Origin of the sequence: Rahnella sp. ATs2, from assembly GCF_051851855.1 — a bacterium.
GTDB lineage: Bacteria > Pseudomonadota > Gammaproteobacteria > Enterobacterales > Enterobacteriaceae > Rahnella > Rahnella variigena.
The window spans coordinates 1-1,009 of the sequence record NZ_JBLYPL010000059.1; the positions used below are offsets into that span (position 1 = coordinate 1).

Genomic DNA, 1,009 nt, shown 5'->3' on the forward strand with positions numbered 1-1,009 from the left:
CTTACCGATGAGGCGCTGGAAAAGTTATCTCCCGAAGAGCTGCGGGCTGAGCTCCGTTACCTGCGTGCAGAGAATGCCTACCTAAAAAAGCTAAAGGCCTTAGTTCAAAGCGAGAAAAACGGCAAAAAGCCGCAATAATCAGTGAGCTAAGGCGTAATTATGCGCTTAGTGACCTTCTGCGTGCAGCGGGGATGTCCCGCAGTACGTGGTATCACAATATGAACGCGCTGAAGCGAGTGGACAGGCATGCCGGACTGAAAGACAAAATCAGAGAGATATACCACCATCATAAAGGACGTTATGGTTACCGCAGGATCACGCTCTCACTGAGAAAGCAGGGGCTGCTGGTGAACCATAAAACAGTACAGCGGCTGATGGCAGAGGTGTCGCTCCGGTCGCTTATCAGGGTGAAGAAATATCGCGCCTGGAAAGGGGAAGCGGGCAAGGCAGCCTCCAACATCCTGAGTCGGGACTTCAGTGCATCAAAAGCCAACGAAAAGTGGGTTACGGATGTTACAGAGTTCTCGATACAGGGTAAAAAGTTGTACCTGTCACCGGTTCTCGATCTTTTTAACCGGGAAATCATCTCATACAGCCTGTCGGAAAGACCGGTGATGGAAATGGTGAATACCATGCTGCGTGATGCGTTCGCAAAGCTCAGTCCAGAAGATGCCCCGTTGTTGCACTCGGATCAGGGTTGGCAGTATCGAATGGCAGCCTATCAGGCAAAATTAAAGGCAGAGGGCATAACGCAAAGTATGTCGCGTAAAGGAAACTGCCTGGATAATGCTGTAATGGAGAACTTCTTCGGTACGCTGAAATCGGAGTGTTTTTACCTGAGCCAGTTCGGGAGTCTCAGGGAACTGAGGGAGGCGATAGAGGGGTATATCCATTACTACAACAACGAAAGAATAAGCCTGAAATTAAAAGGCCTGAGTCCGGTAGAATACCGAACCCAGGCCCTGAAAGCCGCTTAACATGAACTGTCCAACTTTATGGGGTCAGTCCA

The 1,009-nt window shown here is 49.9% G+C and carries 1 pseudogene; it reads left to right on the forward strand.

Annotation, left to right across the window (positions count from 1 at the left end):
* Positions 1–977 (forward strand): annotated as a pseudogene (locus tag ACJY2G_RS25495) (IS3 family transposase); the annotation flags it as partial.
* Between the last annotated feature and the right edge of the window lie 32 nt (positions 978–1,009).